Consider the following 18,369-nt stretch of genomic DNA (forward strand, 5'->3'; position numbering starts at 1 on the left):
CGCCGCGTGGGCGCGACCAGCCACATCCGACCCGCAGCCGCTCCACGACAGAATGACCCCATGCAAAGCGATCTACGCCTGGAAAACGTGGGCCGCCGCTACGGCATACGCGGCCCCTGGGTCCTGAGAGGCGTCCACCTGACCCTCACCCCCGGCACCCTCACCCGCATCGAGGGCCCCAACGGCACAGGCAAATCCACCCTCCTAAGACTCCTCGCACGCATAGACACCCCCACAGAAGGCACCCTCACCGGCCACCCCCGCACTGCCTACGTCCCCGAACGCTTCCCCACAGCCCTCCCCTTCACCGCACACGCCTACCTCACCCACCTGGGCGCCGTGCACGGCCTCCCCCGTACGGCCGCCGCCCGTGCCGCCGACGAGTGGCTGGAGCGCCTCGGCGCCGCCGCCTACGCCCGCACACCCATGGCCCAGCTCTCCAAGGGCAGCAGCCAGAAGGTCGCCGTCGCCCAGGCCCTCCTCGCCGACCCGGAGCTGCTCGTCCTCGACGAGGCGTGGACGGGCCTCGACACCGCAGCCCGGGCCGAGTTGGAGCGGGTCGTCGCCGAACGGACCGCGTCCGGCGCCTCGGTGGTGTTCGTCGACCACGACCCGGGCCGTCTGGCGGGGGCGCCCGACGCGACGTACACCGTGACCGAGGGTGGCCTCGACATCCGTACAGCACAAGCCGGTTCACCGGAACCGGTCGGCCCGCACCTGGCCGTCGAGGCGCAGGGACCGCCGGGTGCGGAACCCCCGGCCGAGGCGCTGAAGTGGACGGCGTCGAGGACGGAGACCGTGACCCCGGGCGGCCATCGGCTCACCGTCCCCCTGACCCACTCGGACGTCGTACTCCGCGCCCTGCTGACGGCCCGCCCGCCCTGGCACGTCGTGAGCGTGGGCCCCGGAACGGCCGCGCTGAACGACACCACCGCACCCGCCCCGCTCACCACCGACGAAAGCCCCCGATGACCGCCCTCCTGCGCTACCAGGCCGCCCTGCTCGTGCGTTCGCAGCGCTGGCTGCCGCCGTTCATCCTGTACGCGGTGTTCCTGGGCGTCGGGGTGCAGAGCGGGCAGCCGGTGCTCGACTCGCTCGGGTACGCCGCCGCGGCCGTACTGCCGGTGGCCGCCTGGCTGGTGCGGATCTGCGCGGGCAACGAGCCGCCCGCCGCCCGCGCCGCCGTGGCCGCCGCCGTCGGTCCCGGGCGGGCGCACCTCGCCTGTCTCCTGGTGGCGCTGGGCGCCGCGGCGGCGCTCGGCACGGCCGCGACCGTCGTGGTGACCCTCATCAGCGACCCGGCGAGCGCCGATCACCAGGTCCGGGTGGAGCCGCTCCCGGCCGGGGCCGCCGGGCTGCTCGCCGCGCTGGTGTGCGCCCTGCTCGGCACGGCCGTCGGCGCGCTCACGACCTGGCCGCTGCTGCGTTCGCCCGGCCGGGCGGTGCCCGCGATGATGCTCGGCGCGCTGCTGGCGCTGGTGGTGACGGGCTCCCCGGCCCAGCTGGCGATCACGTCCCTGGTGACCGGCTCCCGCTCGGGCACGGTTCCGGTACCGCTGCTGCCGCTGGCCTCGGCGGCCCTGCTCACGGTGGCGGCGACCGCCGGGGCCTGCGCGCTCACCGCACGCCGCTCACCCTGAGCAGGCCGAGCGCTGCGCCTCCTGCCATTCACAGACCGGGCAGAGCGTGATGCCCTTCCGCGACTCCGGGTACTCGGTCGGCTTCCGGCACAGCACACACTCCGCGTACGCGACCTCGTTCTCGTCACTCATGGGACCAGCCTAAGCCGGTCACCGCCGGCCGCCCGTGGCTCCGATCAGCTCGGACACCTTCACGAACCGGAAGCCACGCTCGCGCAGCGCGGGCACGATCGTGCGCAGCGCCCGCTCGGTCGCCGGGGCGGCACTGCGCGTGCAGTGCATGACGACGACCGACCCGGGCCGTACGCCGTCCAGCACCTGCCGGGCCACCGCGTCGGCGTCCGTCGCGAAGGCGTCCCCGCTGACCACGTCCCACTGCACGGCGGTGACCCCGACTCTGCTCAGCGCGCGCAGCGCACGCCGGTCGTGACACCCGCCCGGGAAGCGGAAGTAGGGCATGGCCCTGGGCACCCCGGCGGCCCGGAAGGCGGCGAAGGCCCGCTCGACGTCGGCGCGCATCCGCGCCTCGGAGCCGGCGATGGTCGGCAGGCCGTAGCAGTCCTCGGTGAAGGCGTAGTGGCTGTACGAGTGGTTGGCGACCTCGAAGAGGGGGTCCCGTCCGATGGAGCGGGCCTGGAGCGGGTACTGCTCGGCCCACCGCCCCGTCATGAACACGGTCGCCGGCACCTTCAGTGCCCGCAGCGTGGCGATCAGCCGAGGGTTGTCGAATCGTTCGCCCCGCGCAGCCCGGTCGCCCTGCCCGGCGGTCATGTCGGCGTCGAAGGTGAGGGCGACCGCCTTCTCCGGGGTGCGCGGGCCGTTCCGGAAGACGGGGGTCAGACCGGCGGGCCCGGGGGCGAGGGTGGGCGGGCGCGAGGGGGCGGCGGACGGGGGCGCGGGAGGCCGCTCGGCCCGCTGCGGTACGGGGGCGGTGCCGCAGGCGGCGAGTGCGGTGAGCGCGGGGCCGAGGACACAGCCGGTGACGACTCGTCGTACGAGAGTGATCATCGTACGAAGGTAGAAATGCCGGAGTTGCCCGGCGGCCCGCCGCGAGGGCGAGGCGCCCGGATGTCACCCGCCCGGCCGCGACCGCCCCACCCCGCAGCCGCCTACGTGGCGAGCAGGCGCGCCCTGTACTCCGCCACGTCGAAGTCCGCCTTCGGGTACTGCGGGTCCAGCGCCTCCAGGTGCTCCAGCAGCAGTCGGCTGATCGCCCAGTTGCGGTACCACTTGCGGTCCGCCGGGATCAGGTACCAGGGCGCGCCGGTCGAACACCGCTCCAGGGCGATCTCGTACGCCTCCTGGTACGCGGGCCACAGCGCGCGGTCCTCGATGTCGCCGACGTTGAACTTCCAGTACTTTTCGGGGTTGTCCAGGCGTTCGAGGAGACGGCGCCGCTGCTCGTCGTAGGAGATGTGCAGGAAGCACTTCACGACGGTCACGCCGTCCTCGGCGAGGGACTTCTCGAAGCCGTTGATCTGGCTGTAGCGGGCGGTGAGCTGGGCCCGGGAGGCGAGATCGCGGACGCGGGCGATCAGGACGTCCTCGTAGTGCGAGCGGTCGAAGATGCCGATCTCGCCGGGCTGGGGGAGCGCCCGTTTGATGCGCCAGAGGAACGAGTGGCCCAGTTCCTCGTGGGTGGGCGCCTTGAACGCCCTGATCCGGCAGCCCGACGGGTTGAACAGGCCGATGACGTGCTTGACCGTGCCGCCCTTGCCGCTGGTGTCCATGCCTTGCAGGACGAGCAGCAGCCGCCGTCGGTCGCCGGTCGAGCCAGCCGCCCACAGACGCTCCTGGAGGACCGCGAGCCGTTCGCCCAGCAGGGCGGTGGCGGCGAGCCCTGCCACCTTGTCGGCGGGGCCGCCCGGGGTGGCCCTGGCGTCGTACGCGCCGAGGTCGACCCGCTCCCCGCCGGGCACGCGCAGCAGCTCACCCAACATGCTCTCCGCGGGCTTCCCGGAGTCCTGTTTCGAGCCCTTCTTGGCCATGGGGCACCTCTTCCGGTCCGGTTCCTCCCCGGTACCTCGATCCTGCGACGCGGAAACCGGGCGCGCCAGCCGTCGGGCCGCCGGACAGGCCCTAGCTGCGGGTGCAGCGCCCGGTGGGGCCGGCGGCGGGCGGGCGGCACTGGAGGGCGAAGTCGGCGGCGCTGGTGCTCAGGTAGCGGCCCAGGCAGGTGTTCGGTGTCGTCCGGCCGCGTTCGCCGCAGAAGGCCAGTGCGGCACGGCCGTCGGCGAACGGGCCAGGGGCGTAGATCACCCAGTAGCCCGGGCGCAGGGACGCGTACTCGTCGCTCCGTAGGACCATCGCCTCCGGCACCGACTCCCTGACCTTGGCGAGCCGCGCGTCCCGGGCGGCGGTCCCGGAGCCGACCGGTTCGGAGAAGAGCTGGGCGATCCAGCGGCCGGTCGCGGCGGACGGGGTGGTTGAGGCAGTGGCTGAGGAGGTGGCTGAGGCGGTGGGGGTCGGGGTCGGCGAGGCCGTCGTACCGGCCACCGGGCCCGGGCCGCCGTCCGTCCTCTCGTCCCCGTCGAGGAAACGCAGGGTGAGGAACGTGGCGGCGACGGCCACGAGGAACGCGAGTACGACGGGCAGGGCCACCCGCCTGCGACGGTACCTCGACGGCAGGGGGTACGAGTTCGGAACGGTCGGCGGTGGTGTTCTGCCGAACTCCGGTATGTGGCCCACGGGTTGGGGCGCCGTCACCGTCCGCTGAGCAGGACTCGGTGTCCCGCCCGCGGCCACCCGCCCCAGCAGCGCCGCCAGTTGGGCCGCGTCTGGCCGGCCCGCTGGATCCCGTACCAGCAGCGCTTCGAGTACGGGCGTGAGCGCGCCCGCGCGGGACGGTGGCGGTACCTCGGACTCCAGGACCGCGGCCAGTGTCGCGAGCGTGGTCTCGCGGCGCAGCGGGCTCACGCCCTCCACGCACACGTACAGCACGACTCCCAGGGACCACAGGTCGGCCGCCGGGTCGTCGGAGGGGCCGCGGAGGCGTTCCGGGGCGATGTACTCGGGGGAGCCGACGAGTTCGCCGGTCATCGTCAGGGCCGTCGCGCCCTGGAGCGCGGCGATCCCGAAGTCGGTGAGCACCGCGCTGCCGTCGGGGCGCAGCAGGATGTTCGCCGGTTTCACGTCCCGGTGCTGTACGCCCGCCGCGTGCGCCGCGCGCAGCGCGTCCAGCACCTGGCCGCCGATCCGCGCCGCCTCCACCGGCGTCAACGGGCCTGATTCCAGGCGCTTGTCGAGCGAGACGCCGGGCACAAGCTCCATGACGATCCAGGGGTGCGGGTCGTCGTCGACGATCTGATGGACCGTCACCACGTTGGGATGGCTGAGCCGGGCCAGCGCCTGGGCCTCGCGCAGCACCCGTCCGCGTACGGCGTCGGTCGCCGCCGCGTCGGCCCGTACCGCCTTCAGCGCGACCTCGCGGTGCAGCACGGCGTCCCGGGCCCGCCAGACCGTGCCCATCCCACCGCTCCCGAGCCGCTCCAGCAGCTCGAACCGGCCGTCGACCACGTCCCCCGGTACGTTCATGGCGGACAGGCTAGGGCCTGCCCGCCATGTCCGGCTCAGAGGGCGCCGGTTACCGCTTCCACGGGCCCGTCACCGCGAACGTCGTGCCGGGTGTGTAGCAGTTGACGTACATCGTCCGGCCGTCGGGAGAGAAGGTGACGCCCGCGAACTCGCCCCACTCGGGGGCGTCTTGGGTGCCGATGTTCTGGGCGTTGCGGGCCATCGCGTACACCTCGCCCCTGCGTGTCACGCCGTACACGTGCTGTGCGCCCTCCCCGTCCTCGCACACCATCAGGCCGCCGCTCGGGGCGAGGCAGATGTTGTCCGGTGATTCGCCGGGCAGTTGGACGTCCGTGTCCGGGCCGAAGACGATGACGAGGGTGAGGCGGCGCGCGGCCGGGTCGTAGCGCCAGATCTGGCCGAAGTGGGTGGCCGCCGAGCCCTCGCTCGCGTGGGCGAACGACGACACGAAGTACACGCACCGCCCGCCCCAGTAGCAGCCCTCCAGCTTCTGCGCGTGCGTGACACCCTTCGGCCCGAAGTCCTGGAGGCGGATGGGGGTTTGGGCGGCCAGCGGGTCCGGTACGTCCACCCACTCGACGCCGTCGAAGGCGGCGCCCGGTTCCTGGATCGAGGAGAGGTCGGGTACGCCCGGCACCCGCATCGCCTGGAGCCGGCCGCCCGCGCGCAGCGAACCCACCCCGCCCAGCGGCCTCTTGGGCAGGAAGCGGTAGAAGAGGCCGAAGGGGCGCAGGAAGGCGTCCTCCGTCTCGTAGACGATGCCGTTCCTCGGGTCGACGGCGATCGCCTCGTGCTGGAAGCGGCCCATCGCGGTGAGCGGGACGGCGCCGGTGCGGTGCGGGTCGGCCCCGTCGACCTCGAAGATGAAGCCGTGGTCCTTCGTGTAGCCGTTGGTGCCGGCCTTGTCCTCGGTCTCCTCGCAGGTCAGCCAGGTGCCCCAAGGCGTGGGCCCGCCCGCGCAGTTGACGGCCGTACCGGCGATGGCGACCCGCTCCGAGAGCACGTCCCCGTCCCGGTCGAGGGTGAGGGACGTACAGCCGCCCTTGCCCATCGGGTCGTAGGTGAGGCCCTTGACGGTCGGGACCGGGATTCTCGGGGTGTTGCGGTTCTCGTGGTTGCGGACGAGGTGGACGCGGCCGTGGCGGCCCGCGAAAGCTGCCATGCCGTCGTGGTTGGAGGGCACCGGGCCCTCGCCGGAGCGCAGGGGGTCGCCCTCACGGGACAGCACCCGATGGCGGAAACCTTTCGGCAGGTCGAGCAGGCCCTTCGGGTCGGGGACCAGGGGGCCGTAGCCGGAGTGGCCGATGCCCTGTGCTGCGGCGGTACCGGCGAAGAGTTCGGAGAGGGCGCCGGTGAAGGCGATGCCGACACCCAGGGCGCCGGTGCGGGCGAGGACCTGGCGTCGGGAGGCGGGGGAGGCGTCGACTGCCGAGGGGCCGTCAACTGCCGTGGGGTTGGCGCCTGTTGAGGTGCCGTCGAGTTCGGGCGTGCCGAATGCGGACATGGGGAGGCAACCTTCCTGCTGGCGGACAGGACTGTGACCTTGCTGTGTGTATCACGCCGTACGGACCTCGGGAACCACGCGCGTAGCGCGCCTCACCCCGATGACCCGCCTGGAGGCGGCTGCTGGGACTGCGCCCGTTCCAGGAAGCGGAGCAGTTCCACCGGGAAGGGCAGGACGAGCGTCGAGTTCTTCTCGGCGGCGACCGCCACCACCGTCTGGAGCAGCCGGAGTTGGAGCGCGGCGGGTTGCTCGGACATGACCTCGGCGGCCTCCGCGAGTTTCTTGGACGCCTGCAGCTCGGCGTCCGCGTTGATGATCCGGGCCCGGCGTTCACGGTCGGCCTCGGCCTGGCGGGCCATGGAGCGCTTCATCGTGTCCGGCAGGGAGACGTCCTTGATCTCGACCCGGTCGATCTGCACGCCCCAGCCCATGGCCGGGCTGTCGATCATCAGCTCCAGGCCCTGGTTGAGCTTCTCCCGGTTGGACAGGAGATCGTCCAGGTCGCTCTTGCCGATGATCGAGCGCAGTGACGTCTGTGCCATCTGGGAGACCGCGAAGCGGTAGTCCTCGACCTGGACGAGCGCGTTCGCCGCGTCGACGACCTTGAAGTAGACGACCGCGTCCACCCGCACGGTCACGTTGTCCCGGGTGATGCCCTCCTGGGCCGGCACCGGCAGCGTGACGATCTGCATGTTGACCTTGTGCAGCCGGTCCACGAGCGGGACCACCATCGTGAAACCGGGCGCCCGTACGTCCCCGGCGAGCCGGCCGAGCCGGAACACGACCCCGCGTTCGTACTGCTTGACGACCCGTGCCGCCGCCCCGACGTAGACGAGCCCGGCGGCTCCGGCGGCGATACCCGCGGCCAGCAATTCCTCAAGCATGATGACGACCTCTCGCAGCCGTCCCGTACGTGCCGATCGGCACCTTTAACAAACGATATGCCCGGTCCGGGGCTCGGGGCGAGCCTCGGACCGGGCGACCTCGTGCGCGGAGGCTACTTCGTGGTCGTCGTCATCAGCCGCACAGGCTCCGTCCCGGCCGCGCTGTGCCGCTCCGCCCAGCTCTCCAGGGCCGTGCGGCAGGCGTGGTCCAGGTGGTGCAGGCCCGACAGTTCCAGCTCGATCGGCCGGTCCTGGGGGAGCGCCTCGAGGCTGTCGAGTATTTTCGGCAGCCGCAGGAAGGTCGCGTTGCCCGACAGATACGCCTGGATCGGCCCTGCGCCCTTGTCTATGACCTCCAGCTTGAGATGCGAGGCCTCCCAGGCGGTCTTGCCCACCGACAGAGCGAGACCGATCAGCACGCCCTCGAACATGTTCACGGACACGATCGACACGGCCGTGACCAGGAGTATCAGCGCCTCACCGCGGTGCTCGCGCCAGAGCGAGGCGACCTCGCGCAGCGGTATCAGCTTCCAGCCCGCGTGCACGAGGATGCCGGCCAGCGCGGGCAGCGGGATCAGGGCCAGCGCGCCCGGCAGCAGCGCCGCGAACAGCAGCAGCCATACGCCGTGCATGACCCGGGACGCCTTCGTCCGCGCGCCCGCCTGGAGGTTCGCCGAGCTGCGCACGATGACCGCGGTCATGGGCAGCGCGCCCAGCAGCCCGCACACGGTGTTGCCGGCGCCCTGCGCCATCAGCTCCTTGTCGTACTGGGTGCGCGGACCGTCGTGCAGCCGGTCCACCGCGGCGGCGCTGAACAGGCTCTCGGCGGACGCGATCAGCGTGAACGCCACGACCGTGCCGATCACGCTGAGGCTCGCCAGTTCGCCGAAGGCGCCGAGGCCGGGCAGCTGGACGGCGTCCAGCAGGCCCTTCACCTCGACGGTCGCCACCGGCAGGCTGAAGACCAGGGTGACGACGGTCGCCAGGACCACCGCGGCGAGCGCGCCCGGCACCGCCCGCACCTTCTTGGGCAGCCGCTGCCACAGCACGATCACGGCTATCGTGCCCGCGCCGACGGCCAGCGAGGCCAGCGCGCTGGTGCTCCCCACGGCCTTCGCGGCGGCCTCGGGCAGCCCGGCGATCTTGTCGAGCCCGGCGGCGGGCGCCTTCAGCCCGGCCGCCGCGTACAGCTGCCCGGCGATGATCACGAGCCCGATTCCGGCCAGCATGCCCTCGACGACGGACACGGATATCGCCCGGAACCAGCGCCCCAGCTTCCAGGCGCCCATGGCGAGCTGGAGCAGCCCGGCGGCGAGCACGATCACCCCGAGGGTGGGCAGCCCGTGTTCCCGTACGGCCTCGAAGACGAGCACGGTGAGGCCGGCGGCGGGCCCGGACACCTGGAGGCTGCTGCCCGGCAGGAGTCCGGTGACGATACCGCCCACGATGCCGGTGACCAGGCCGAGTTCGGCCGGGACACCGGAGGCGACGGCGACGCCCACGCACAGCGGCAGGGCGACCAGGAACACGACGAGCGAGGCGGCGAAGTCCTGCCGCAGATGAGGGAACCTGGCCAGTTTGTCGAGGCTGGTCATGGCGGCCCTCACAGCGCTTCGAACGCGTCGGTGGCGGCGCGGTGCTCGCGTACGGACCCGGTGTGGACCTCGTAGTACCAGCCGCGCAGCCGTAGTTGGCCCTTCGCCAGACGTTGCTCCACGCAGGGGTAGGAGCGCAGCCGCAGCAGCTGGGCCAGGACGTGGTTCTGGACGCCGGCCGCGACCGTCGGGTCGTCGGTGTCGGACGCGGTGGTGGCTGTGCCGGTGACCGTGGGGTCGTCGGCGGCGTGCGCGAGCCAGTCGCGTACGGCGGGTACGGCGGTGAGGTCGTCGCCGCGGACCAGGGCGCCGACGGCGCCGCAGTGCGAGTGGCCGCAGACCACGATGTCGCTGACGCCGAGGACCTCCACGGCGTACTCGATCGTGGCCGCCTCGCCGGTGGGGCGGCCGGAGGCGTACGGGGGGACGATGTTGCCGGCGGTGCGCAGCTCGAAGAGTTCGCCCGGCCTGGCACCTGTGATCAGGGCCGGTACGACCCTGGAATCGGAGCAGGTGATGAACAGGACCTGGGGGGACTGGCCTTCGGCGAGCTTGGCGAACTCCTCAGGGCGCTGACCGAAGGTGCGGGCGTTGTCGATGAGGGGCTGCATGTGGTGACTCCTCCTGGCGCGCCTCGATGGCGCGTCGGACGTACATGACAGTCGGACGTGCTGACAGAGCGTGGGGGGACGTCGCTGCTGTCAGCAGCGGAACACCTGGAGTGCGGCCGGGGTGTGCGCGGTCAGTGATCTGGGCGCCTGATGGCGGGACGTGACGCGCGTTTCCGGTTCGTGCGGGGCCGCGGGGTCCACTGCGAGGAGCGGGCGCTCGGGCGCCTCGGGGCCCGCATCGACGATTCGATGCCGGTCGCGGACGCGCAGGGGCCAGCTCGGGTCGTTGGGACGGTTGTCATTACCGCAGGTAACGTACTCGTCGCGCAGGGCTTCCGCCCGGGGTTTGTTTCGGGGCTCGGTCTTGGCCTCGGCGTGACGGGCTGTGTGCGCGGATGCGAAGGACGCGGTGGGGGCGAAGAACTGGAGGGCCAGCAGGGTGGCGGCGAGGAGCGAAATGACGATCCGGGCCGTAGCACCTCGGAACATGCGCCCCCCTCCAGGCATTTCGAGATCTCTTACACGCGTCAATGGATGGTCAATCACTGGTCAAGAAACACGTTAACCCTGCGAAGTTGTTTGCAGGGTTAACTTAGCGTTTCATGCTGAAGAGAGCCTGAAAGCGCGGGTGGGATGACGCGAACTGGCCCTTGACCTGCGGTTGTTCATGTGGTGGGCAGGCGGGGAGCCTACGAGGCGTCCACGAGGTCCTTCGCGTCGCGGGCCAGAGCGGTCAGGCGGGAGATCGCGCGGAAGTACTTCTTGCGGTAGCCGCCGTTCAGCATCTCCTCGCTGAACAGCTGGTCGAAGGGCATGCCGGAGGCGAGTACGGGCACCTCGCGGTCGTACAGCCGGTCGGCGAGGACGACGAGCCGCAGCGCCGTCGACTGGTCGGGAACCGGCCGTACGTCGGTGAGGCACACGGCCTTGAGATCGTCCGTGAGGGCGCCGTACCGGCTGGGGTGCACCCGGGCGAGGTGGTCGAGGAGCCGCGGGAAGTCGTCGAGCGACGCGCCCTCGGTGGCGTACGCCGCCTTGGTCACCTGCTCCTCGGAGTACGGCGCCGGGGCCTGGGGCAGCCCGCGGTGGCGGTAGTCCTCGCCGTCGATGCGCAGGGCGCGGAAGCGCGCGGACAGGCCCTGGATCTCGCGCAGGAAGTCGGCCGACGCGAACCGGCCCTCGCCGAGCTTGCCCGGCAGGGTGTTCGAGGTGGCGGCGAGCGCGACGCCCGCGTCGACGAGCTTGCCGAGCAGGGTCGACACGAGGACGGTGTCGCCCGGGTCGTCCAGCTCGAACTCGTCGATGCAGAGCAGCCGGTGTCCGGACAGGGTCTGGACGGTCTTCTGGAAGCCGAGGGCGCCGACGAGGTTCGTCAGCTCCACGAAGGTGCCGAAGGCCTTGAGCGCGGGCTCCGCCGGGGTGGCGTGCCAGAGGGAGGCGAGGAGGTGGGTCTTGCCGACGCCGTAGCCGCCGTCGAGGTAGACGCCACGGGGCCCGGCCGGCGCCTTGGACGCCTTGGCCTTCCCGAACCCGAAGAACCCCCGCCTGCCGCCCCCCAGGGCATGCGCCCCGCCGAGCCCGCCGGCGAAGCCGTCGAGGACGCGCACGGCCTCGGTCTGGCTGGGCTGGTTCGGGTCCGGGATGTACGTACCGAAGCGCACCGAGTCGAACCGGGGCGGCGGCACCATCTCGGCGACCAGCCGGTCCGCGGGGACATGCGGCTCACGCACGCACAGGGACAGCGGGGCCGCGTCGGCTATCGGGCCGAATCCGGGGGCGGCGGGGGTGGTAGGCACGGTTCACCATGCTAATCGCCGTGCCAGACTGCCTGGCATGCGACGCCTGTTCCCTGTGACCGAAGAGACAGTGGCCGGGGCCTCGGGAGGGGCCGTGGATGCCGGTGGTGCCGGTGGTTCGCCCGGGGGCGGTGAGGCCGCCGACCGTGAGTGGAGTCTGGCGGAGCTGGGTGCCGCCTACGCGTACCCCGAGCGGGCGAACGGGGGCCCGGGAACCTGGCTGCGGGCCAACATGGTGTCCACGCTCGACGGCGCCGCCCAGCACGACGGCCGTTCCCAGTCCATCTCCTCCGCCTCCGACATGCGGATCTTCGGCACCCTGAGGGCGCTGGCGGACGTCGTGCTCGTCGGTGCGGAAACGGTACGCCAGGAGGGTTATCGGCCGGTACGCGCGCGTGCCGAGTTCGCCGAGGCCCGGGAGGCGGCCGGACAGGCGGAGGTGGCGGCCGTCGCGATCGTCAGCGCGAGTCTGGACCTGGACTTCTCGCTCCCCCTGTTCACCTCGCCCCTGGTGCCCACCCTGATCCTCACGGGCGCCGCGGTCGCCCCCGACCGGGTCGCCGCCGCCGAGAAGGCGGGCGCCCGGGTGGTCGTCGCCGGTGACGGCATGGGCGTGGACCCGGCACGTGCCGTACAGGCCCTCGCCGGCCTCGGTCACACGCGGCTGCTGACCGAGGGCGGGCCGCGGCTGCTGGGGCAGCTGGTGGCGGCGGGTGTGCTCGACGAGCTGTGCCTGACGATCTCCCCGATGCTCACGGTGGGGGACGCTCAGCGGATCTCGGGCGGGCCCTCGGTGGCTGTTCCCCGGCGCTTCGAACTGGTGTCCTTGCTGGAGGAGGAGGGCTTCCTGTTCAGTCGGTATCGCCGAGCGTGAGGCGCGAGCATGAGGCGCAAGGGCCCTGTGCGGCCCGACACGATGTGGAATCTGTCGTTCCGTTTGTCTTTCGCTGGGCACACTAAAACTCGCAGCCCCCGTGCGATCACGGGGCAGGATGGTTTCCGCAGGGGCCTACGGACGGCCCACGGAGGAGAAGGGCGCCTGTCGTGTTCACAAGCGTACTGATGATCGAGAAGGCCCTGACGTCCGCCGACGTGGAGTTCGTCACCACCTTGCACGGCGACGAGGACGTCGCCTTCCACGTACTGCTCCAGCCCCGAGGCGACCAGGCCGACCGGCTGCTGCGCGCCATCGACGACATTGCCCTCGGCGAGCTGGACGAGGCGGCGCACGAACGGGAGACGGCGGAGGGCAAGGACGCGGCGGCGTTGGGGGAGCAGGCGTTGGAGGTGTCGCTGGCGGCCCTCCGGGGGTTGGGCAACGAGGCGGAGGGGCGGATTGTCGAGGACCATCCGCTGGATGCGCTTCGGGGGTTGGTGGACGAGGTCGAGGCGGATGAGGTGATCGTGCTGACCGATCCTCATTACGTGGAGGAGTTCTTTCATCGGGACTGGGCTTCTCGGGCTCGGCACAAGGTGGGGGTGCCGGTGTTGAAGTTGTTCTCGCACAGCAAGGCGTAGTTTTTTGGCTGCGGGCCGGTGGGGGCTGGTCGCGCAGTTCCCCGCGCCCCTGGGTGGGTGGGGGTCAGCCTCGGTCACAAGGCACCCCCTCTGCAGGGAATAGGCTGGGGTCCGTTCTAGCTGTCGCACCGCATCTGGGGAGAAACGCACATGGCACCCGGCCTTCCTGTCGCCATGGAACGACCGCACTTCATCGGCATTGGTGGGGCCGGGATGTCGGGGATCGCGAAGATCCTTGCTCAGCGTGGGGCTGCTGTGGCCGGGAGTGATGCCAGGGAGTCCGAGACTGCCGCCGCGCTGCGGGCGTTGGGGGCGACCGTGCATATCGGGCACGCTGCCGGGCATCTTGCCGATGACGCCACGTGTGTTGTCGTGTCCTCCGCGATCCGGGCCGACAATCCGGAGCTGGCGCGGGCGGCCGAGCTGGGGATTCCGGTGGTTCACCGTTCGGACGCGCTCGCCCGGCTGATGGACGGCCTGCGGCCGATCGCCGTCGCCGGTACGCACGGCAAGACGACCACGACGTCGATGCTGGCGGTGTCGCTGAGCGAACTGGGGCTGAACCCCTCGTACGCGATCGGCGGCGACCTGGACGCGCCCGGCTCGAACGCCCTGCACGGCGACGGCGAGATCTTCGTGGCCGAGGCGGACGAATCGGACCGCAGCTTCCACAAGTACGCGCCCGAGGTCGCGATCGTCCTCAACGTCGAACTCGACCACCACGCCAACTACGCCTCCATGGACGAGATCTACGAGTCCTTCGAGACGTTCGCGGGAAAGATCGTGCCCGGCGGGACCCTGGTGATCTCCGCCGACCACGAAGGTGCGCGGGAGCTGACGCGGCGCCTGCCGGACTCTGTGCGCGTGGTGACGTACGGGGAGTCGGCGGACGCGGACGTACGGGTGCTGTCCGTCGTGGCCCAGGGGCTCAAGAGCGAGGTCAGCGTGCTCCTGGACGGCCAGGAGTTCACTTTCGCCGTCTCCGTCCCCGGCCGTCACTACGCCCACAACGCCGTCGCCGCGCTGGCCGCGGGCGTCGCGCTGGGCGTCCCGGCCGCGGAGCTGGCCCCGGCCATCGTGGCGTACACCGGGGTGAAGCGGCGCCTCCAGCTGAAGGGTGAGGAGGCCGGCGTGCAGGTCATCGACTCCTACGCCCACCACCCGACGGAGATGACGGCGGACCTGGAGGCGATGCGCGCGGCGGCCGGTGAGGCCCGCATCCTGGTGGTCTTCCAGCCCCACCTGTTCTCGCGGACCCAGGAACTCGGCAAGGAGATGGGCCAGTCCCTGGCCCTCGCGGACGCCTCTCTGGTCCTCGACATCTACCCGGCCCGCGAGGACCCGATCCCGGGCGTGACCAGCGCGCTGATCATCGACGCCGCGCGGGCCGCGGGCGCCGATGTGACGGCCGTGTCCGACAAGGCCGAGGTGTCCGACGTCGTCGCGGGAATGGCGAAGGCAGGGGATCTCGTTCTCACCATGGGCGCGGGTGACGTGACGGACCTGGGCCCGCAGATTCTGGACCGTCTCGCACAGAAGTAAAGGGGTTGGCCTTCATGTCGTACGACGTCGAGAAGCCGGACGAGCAGTGGCGCGCGGAGCTGACCCCGGCCGAGTACGCCGTCCTGCGCCAGGCCGGGACCGAGCCCGCCTTCGTCGGTGAGTACACCGACACCAAGAAGCAGGGCGTCTACTCCTGCCGGGCCTGTGGCGCCGAACTCTTCACCTCGGAGACGAAGTTCGAGTCGCACTGCGGCTGGCCGAGCTTCTTCGATCCGAAGGACACCGACGCGGTCGAGCTGATCGCGGACCGCTCGCTCGGCATGGTGCGGACCGAGGTGCGGTGTGCGCGCTGCGGGTCGCACCTCGGGCATGTGTTCGAGGGGGAGGGGTATCCGACCCCGACCGATCAGCGGTACTGCATCAACAGCATCTCGTTGCGGCTCACGCCCGACGAGGGCTGACGGCTTCACTTGCGCCAAAGGGCCGCCATCCCGTGGTTGGGGTGGCGGCCCTCGCTGTTGTTTGTGGGCTTAAGGATCGGCGGGGCTCAACGTCCCCGACGACGCGTCCGTCGGGCCCGCTGATCAGGTCCTGGAGGGCCTCGGTGAGCAGCACGGTGGTCAGGACGTCCCGGACCCGGTCGGCCTCGGTGGTCTCGGCGAGGTCGGCGGCCACCGCGGTCACCTTGACCTTGGCTCCGGCGGCCGTGATCACGGACTGCTGTCGCATGCGTGTATCGGGAGAGTGAATCGGCGGCGCCGGGACCCGCCGAAGGGTCGGGAAGACGGGCGACCCGCTCCGTGGGGCGGGATACTCGTGGCTCTCACGAGACGGCGACCAGGGGAGTGGACAGGTGAACTCTGCCGTAGGGGCGGGCGGTTGGGGTGAGGGTGGCGGTCGGGGCGGGCGGCACGCGGTCGTCGTGGGCGGGAGTCTCGCGGGGCTCCTCGCGGCGCACGTCCTGGCTGGACACACCGACCGGGTGACCGTTGTCGAGCGCGACCGGTTCCCGGACGGCACCCCGTCACGGCCCGGCGTACCGCAGGGCCGGCATCCCCATGTCCTGCTCCAGGGCGGGCAGTCGGCCCTGGAGTCACTGCTGCCGGGCTTCCTGGCGGAGCTGCGGGAGGCGGGGGCGCCACGGGTGGGCCTGCCGTCGGACTTGGTGCTGTGGCAGAACGGCCGCTGGTTCCGCCGGGTGCCAGCGTCGACGCACATCTACACCGGTTCCCGCGCGCAGTTGGAGGGGCTGGTGCGGCGGCGGGTGATCGCCGACCCGGCGATCAGTGTGCTGGAGGGCACCGATGCCGTCGGGCTTCTCGGCGACGCCTCGCGGGTGCGGGGCGTGCTGGTGCGGGACCGTTCCGACGGTGCCGGCGCGGAACACCGGGCGCTGGAAGCCGATCTCGTCGTCGACGCCTCCGGCAGCGGCAGCAAGGCGCCGCAGTGGCTCGCCGCGATCGGCGCCGGGGCTCCGCACGAGGAGACCATCGACACCGGGCTCGCCTACGCCTCCCGCGTCTACCGCGGCAGGGACGGCGTCCTCGGCGGCGACACCCTCAGCTACTACGTGTACCCCAACCCCGACCAGGTCCACGGCGGCGGTGCGCTGCCCCTGGAGGACGGCAGCCATCTGGTCATCGTCTCGGGGCTGCGCGGCGACGAACCGCCCACGGGCGACGACGAGTTCGAGACGTACACCAAGCGGCTGGCGCATCCGCTCCTGGACCGGTGGATCGAGGACGCCGAACCGCTCACACCGGCGTTCGGCTACCGGCGGACCGCGAACGTCCGCCGCCGCTACGACCTGCCCGGCCGCCGCCCGGCCGGCTTCCTCGCCACCGGCGACGCCCTGTGCACCTTCAACCCGATCTACGGGCAGGGCATGGCCATCGCCGCGATGAGCGCGGTCGCCCTGCGCGACGCGCTCGCCGACCGGCGCCGGACACCCACCACTCGGCGCGTGCAGCAGGCGGTCCTCGCGGCGTCCCGGCTCGCGTGGGACATCTCCGCCGGGGCGGACCGCAAGATGCCGGGCGCGGTCGGTACCGCGATCGCCGGCGCACCCACGGACCGGGTGGCGGACTGGTATCTGCGCCGGATCACGGAGCGGTCCCCCGGTGACCCCGTCGTGGGACGCGCCTTCCGTGCCGTGCTGACCCTCTCCGCGCCCATCAGCGCCCTGTTCGCCCCGCCCGTGGCCCGGGCGGTGCTCTTCGGCCCACCCGGACCGACACCGACCGCGCCGCCGGAGACGCTGGAGGGGGCTGAGGAGTCGGGGGAGTCGGGGGACTGAGCACATCGCACGGGGCCCTGCCGTCGTACGGCAGGGCCCCAGCGCTTCTTTCTTCTTCCGTCGCGACGCGTTCTCCCGTTACGACGTGCAGACGTCCTTCAGCCTGTCGGCCGCCGCGTCGATCTTGCTGGAGTCCGGGTTCGTGTCGCCGTTCAGGATGGACTTGTTGTAGTCGTCGATGGCCTTGTCCAGGTCGTCGACCGCCTTGTCGACCTTGCTGTCGTCCGTGTCCTTGTTGATCTTGTCCAGGTTCTTGTCGATGGTGTCGATGGAGTCGTCGGTCTTCGACGGGTCCTTCACCGCGTCCCAGCCGGCCTCGTGGATCGCCTTGATGCTGTCCGAGATCGAGTCGGCGTTGCTGACGCAGCCCAGGGAGTTGTCGAGGTCTTCGCAGCCGGTCAGGAGTCCGGCGGTCAGGGTGACGGCGGCGACGGCGGTGGCGACGGTGGCGATATGACGGCCGCGGCGGTGGTTCGAGGGCATGGCAGGGGTCCCTTCACTTCATTGGCTTCGATGGTTTGACGAGGTTTCGGTGCTAGGGCTGTCAGGCCCAGGGCTGCTGCTCCACGGCGGCGGGTGCCGTCCGCTTCTTGCGGCCCGAGATGAGTCCGCCCGCCGCGCCCAGTGAGACCAGGCCCATGCCTGCGGCGGTCGCGATCCCCTTCACTCCGTCCATCGTGAAGTAGCAGAACGCGGCCACACCGCCGTTGAACAGGAACAGGAACCAGAGTGTGGACGGCTTCGACAGGAACGCCTTGATCTTCGGCTTCTTGGCGATGCGTGAGCCGGCCAGCATCGACACGGCGATGCCTGTGTAGGTGGCGACGTTCTTCTGCGTGCCGTCGAGGACGGTGCCGGAGGCGGTGCTCGCGGCGAGACCGCCCACGAAGAACGACCACAGCAGCAGATTGGCGATGAACGACTTCACGGCGGCGAGCAGCGACTTCACGGACTTTCCTTCGGCAGGGACGGGAGGGGACAGGTGAGGGGCCGGTGCGATCCGTGGACCCCTTGTGTTCTCTGCCGACTACGATCCCGTCGCGCGCTCGCCGCCACGAGGGACCGTTCTCCCGAATGCATGGTGTAGCCCGCTACACCATCTGCTCCCTCGCCCCTCCGCATCTCCTCACTTTCGGCCGTTGCTTTGTACCGACCGCTTGGTCTAACTTTCGTTAGGGGGGTCGCAACGGAGTTGAAATCAGGAGTCGTGCATGAGGAACGAGGGCGACGCCCAGGATAAAAGTACTGGTCAGGGGCTTGGTCGAGGGTCTGACCAGTCGCCCGGCCGGGTGCTTGTGGTGGGCGCCTCGGCGTCCGGTTTGTCGACGGTGGAGGCGTTGCGGCGTAAGGGTTTCGTGGGTGGGATCACGGTGCTGGGTGATGAGCCGCATGCTCCGTACGATCGTCCGCCGTTGTCCAAGCAGGTGTTGTCGGGTGCCTGGGAGCCGGGGCGGGCGGCGTTGCGCAGTCAGGAGCAACTGGCTTCGC

General features: G+C 71.2%; 21 protein-coding genes and 1 pseudogene. 8 read left to right on the forward strand and 14 right to left on the reverse strand.

Going from position 1 to position 18,369, the window contains the following annotated elements:
• Nucleotides 1–60: 60 nt before the first annotated feature.
• Both ACWDR4_RS44150 and ACWDR4_RS44155 read left to right on the forward strand, forming a co-directional pair.
• The gene (locus ACWDR4_RS44150; protein ID WP_450417090.1) at nucleotides 61–972 is read left to right on the forward strand and encodes an ABC transporter ATP-binding protein; all 912 of its coding nucleotides are present in this window, start codon (nucleotides 61–63) and stop codon (nucleotides 970–972) included.
• The gene (locus tag ACWDR4_RS44155; RefSeq protein ID WP_450417091.1) at nucleotides 969–1,640 is read left to right on the forward strand and encodes an ABC transporter; all 672 of its coding nucleotides are present in this window, start codon (nucleotides 969–971) and stop codon (nucleotides 1,638–1,640) included. Before ACWDR4_RS44150 ends, ACWDR4_RS44155 begins: the two co-directional genes overlap by 4 nt.
• Here ACWDR4_RS44155 and ACWDR4_RS44160 read toward each other — a convergent pair.
• The 10 genes from ACWDR4_RS44160 to zapE all read right to left on the reverse strand — a co-directional run bounded on the left by ACWDR4_RS44160 (nucleotide 1,632) and on the right by zapE (nucleotide 11,564).
• Complete coding sequence (locus tag ACWDR4_RS44160; protein WP_450417092.1) at nucleotides 1,632–1,772, reverse strand: hypothetical protein; 141 nt, start codon at nucleotides 1,770–1,772, stop codon at nucleotides 1,632–1,634. The genes ACWDR4_RS44155 and ACWDR4_RS44160 overlap by 9 nt on opposite strands.
• An 18-nt stretch (nucleotides 1,773–1,790) precedes the next feature.
• A complete protein-coding gene (locus ACWDR4_RS44165; RefSeq protein ID WP_450417094.1) occupies nucleotides 1,791–2,648 on the reverse strand; it encodes a polysaccharide deacetylase family protein in 858 nt (285 codons plus the stop codon).
• Nucleotides 2,649–2,749: 101 nt separating this feature from the next.
• Nucleotides 2,750–3,628 (reverse strand): PPK2 family polyphosphate kinase, encoded by an 879-nt coding sequence (locus tag ACWDR4_RS44170; RefSeq protein ID WP_450417095.1) that lies wholly within the window; start codon nucleotides 3,626–3,628, stop codon nucleotides 2,750–2,752.
• Between the two features lie 91 nt (nucleotides 3,629–3,719).
• Complete coding sequence (locus ACWDR4_RS44175) at nucleotides 3,720–5,174, reverse strand: serine/threonine-protein kinase (RefSeq protein WP_450417097.1); 1,455 nt, start codon at nucleotides 5,172–5,174, stop codon at nucleotides 3,720–3,722.
• A gap of 49 nt (nucleotides 5,175–5,223) precedes the next feature.
• The gene (locus ACWDR4_RS44180) at nucleotides 5,224–6,678 is read right to left on the reverse strand and encodes an alkaline phosphatase PhoX (RefSeq protein ID WP_450417099.1); all 1,455 of its coding nucleotides are present in this window, start codon (nucleotides 6,676–6,678) and stop codon (nucleotides 5,224–5,226) included.
• Between the two features lie 92 nt (nucleotides 6,679–6,770).
• A complete protein-coding gene (locus ACWDR4_RS44185) occupies nucleotides 6,771–7,562 on the reverse strand; it encodes a slipin family protein (protein ID WP_450417101.1) in 792 nt (263 codons plus the stop codon).
• Nucleotides 7,563–7,675: 113 nt separating this feature from the next.
• A complete protein-coding gene (locus ACWDR4_RS44190; protein WP_450417103.1) occupies nucleotides 7,676–9,157 on the reverse strand; it encodes a SulP family inorganic anion transporter in 1,482 nt (493 codons plus the stop codon).
• Between the two features lie 8 nt (nucleotides 9,158–9,165).
• The gene (locus tag ACWDR4_RS44195; protein WP_450417105.1) at nucleotides 9,166–9,768 is read right to left on the reverse strand and encodes a carbonic anhydrase; all 603 of its coding nucleotides are present in this window, start codon (nucleotides 9,766–9,768) and stop codon (nucleotides 9,166–9,168) included.
• 90 nt (nucleotides 9,769–9,858) lie between these two features.
• Nucleotides 9,859–10,257, reverse strand: coding sequence for a hypothetical protein (locus ACWDR4_RS44200; protein ID WP_450417107.1), 399 nt, complete (start codon nucleotides 10,255–10,257; stop codon nucleotides 9,859–9,861).
• 200 nt (nucleotides 10,258–10,457) lie between these two features.
• Nucleotides 10,458–11,564: a cell division protein ZapE gene (zapE, locus tag ACWDR4_RS44205; RefSeq protein WP_450417109.1), complete on the reverse strand. Its 1,107-nt coding sequence runs from the start codon at nucleotides 11,562–11,564 to the stop codon at nucleotides 10,458–10,460.
• A gap of 37 nt (nucleotides 11,565–11,601) precedes the next feature.
• On the opposite strand from zapE, the gene ACWDR4_RS44210 reads away from it, so the two are divergent.
• The 4 genes from ACWDR4_RS44210 (at nucleotide 11,602) to msrB (ending at nucleotide 15,046) form a co-directional block, all read left to right on the forward strand.
• A complete protein-coding gene (locus tag ACWDR4_RS44210; protein ID WP_450417110.1) occupies nucleotides 11,602–12,438 on the forward strand; it encodes a pyrimidine reductase family protein in 837 nt (278 codons plus the stop codon).
• A gap of 170 nt (nucleotides 12,439–12,608) precedes the next feature.
• Entirely contained in the window at nucleotides 12,609–13,082 is a 474-nt protein-coding gene (locus tag ACWDR4_RS44215; protein WP_450417111.1) for an indole-3-glycerol phosphate synthase, read from the forward strand.
• A 150-nt stretch (nucleotides 13,083–13,232) separates the two neighbouring features.
• Nucleotides 13,233–14,624 carry a UDP-N-acetylmuramate--L-alanine ligase gene (murC, locus tag ACWDR4_RS44220; RefSeq protein WP_450417113.1) on the forward strand — a complete coding sequence of 464 codons (1,392 nt, stop codon included), beginning with the start codon at nucleotides 13,233–13,235 and terminating at the stop codon, nucleotides 14,622–14,624.
• Nucleotides 14,625–14,638: 14 nt separating this feature from the next.
• Nucleotides 14,639–15,046: a peptide-methionine (R)-S-oxide reductase MsrB gene (gene msrB, locus ACWDR4_RS44225; protein WP_450417114.1), complete on the forward strand. Its 408-nt coding sequence runs from the start codon at nucleotides 14,639–14,641 to the stop codon at nucleotides 15,044–15,046.
• Here msrB and ACWDR4_RS44230 read toward each other — a convergent pair.
• The gene (locus ACWDR4_RS44230; protein WP_450417116.1) at nucleotides 15,027–15,314 is read right to left on the reverse strand and encodes a hypothetical protein; all 288 of its coding nucleotides are present in this window, start codon (nucleotides 15,312–15,314) and stop codon (nucleotides 15,027–15,029) included. The two genes, msrB and ACWDR4_RS44230, sit on opposite strands and share 20 nt — an antisense overlap.
• Nucleotides 15,315–15,408: 94 nt before the next feature.
• Complete coding sequence (locus ACWDR4_RS44235; RefSeq protein WP_450417123.1) at nucleotides 15,409–15,558, reverse strand: hypothetical protein; 150 nt, start codon at nucleotides 15,556–15,558, stop codon at nucleotides 15,409–15,411.
• Between ACWDR4_RS44235 and ACWDR4_RS44240 the strand changes: the two genes are divergently transcribed.
• On the forward strand, nucleotides 15,508–16,881 hold the full coding sequence (locus ACWDR4_RS44240) for an NAD(P)/FAD-dependent oxidoreductase (protein WP_450417122.1): 1,374 nt from the start codon (nucleotides 15,508–15,510) through the stop codon (nucleotides 16,879–16,881). The genes ACWDR4_RS44235 and ACWDR4_RS44240 overlap by 51 nt on opposite strands.
• A gap of 78 nt (nucleotides 16,882–16,959) precedes the next feature.
• On the opposite strand, the gene ACWDR4_RS44245 is transcribed toward ACWDR4_RS44240, so the two are convergent.
• Together ACWDR4_RS44245 and ACWDR4_RS44250 are read right to left on the reverse strand one after the other, a co-directional pair.
• Entirely contained in the window at nucleotides 16,960–17,364 is a 405-nt protein-coding gene (locus ACWDR4_RS44245) for a hypothetical protein (RefSeq protein WP_450417118.1), read from the reverse strand.
• A 61-nt stretch (nucleotides 17,365–17,425) separates the two neighbouring features.
• Nucleotides 17,426–17,830, reverse strand: a complete 405-nt coding sequence (locus tag ACWDR4_RS44250) for a hypothetical protein (RefSeq protein WP_450417119.1) — start codon at nucleotides 17,828–17,830, stop codon at nucleotides 17,426–17,428.
• Nucleotides 17,831–18,092: 262 nt separating this feature from the next.
• On the opposite strand from ACWDR4_RS44250, the pseudogene ACWDR4_RS44255 reads away from it, so the two are divergent.
• A pseudogene (locus ACWDR4_RS44255) lies at nucleotides 18,093–18,369 on the forward strand (hypothetical protein); the annotation flags it as partial.

This window comes from Streptomyces sp. NPDC000878 (assembly GCF_053599695.1).